Below are 243 nucleotides of genomic sequence, written 5' to 3'. Positions count from 1 at the left end.
GGCGCGGGATGGAGCAGCCTGGTAGCTCGTCGGGCTCATAACCCGAAGGTCGTCGGTTCAAATCCGGCTCCCGCAACCAATTTCCTTTATGGGTTTGAGGTTACTGTAAACTCTAACTTAAGAGATTAAATTAAGTAGTCGATAGACTTAAAATATACAGGCGCGGGATGGAGCAGCCTGGTAGCTCGTCGGGCTCATAACCCGAAGGTCGTCGGTTCAAATCCGGCTCCCGCAACCAATTTC

The 243-nt window shown here is 51.4% G+C and carries 2 tRNA genes; both read left to right on the top strand.

Annotated elements, in window-relative coordinates:
* Positions 1 to 2 precede the first annotated feature (2 nt).
* Positions 3 to 79, top strand: a tRNA-Met gene (locus tag AN391_RS20140).
* Positions 80 to 161: 82 nt separating this feature from the next.
* A tRNA-Met gene (locus tag AN391_RS20135) sits at positions 162 to 238 on the top strand.
* Positions 239 to 243 lie beyond the last annotated feature (5 nt).

Source organism: Pseudoalteromonas sp. P1-13-1a (genome assembly GCF_001401875.1).
Classification (GTDB): domain Bacteria; phylum Pseudomonadota; class Gammaproteobacteria; order Enterobacterales; family Alteromonadaceae; genus Pseudoalteromonas.
This window is presented reverse-complemented; position numbering and strand designations above follow the sequence as displayed.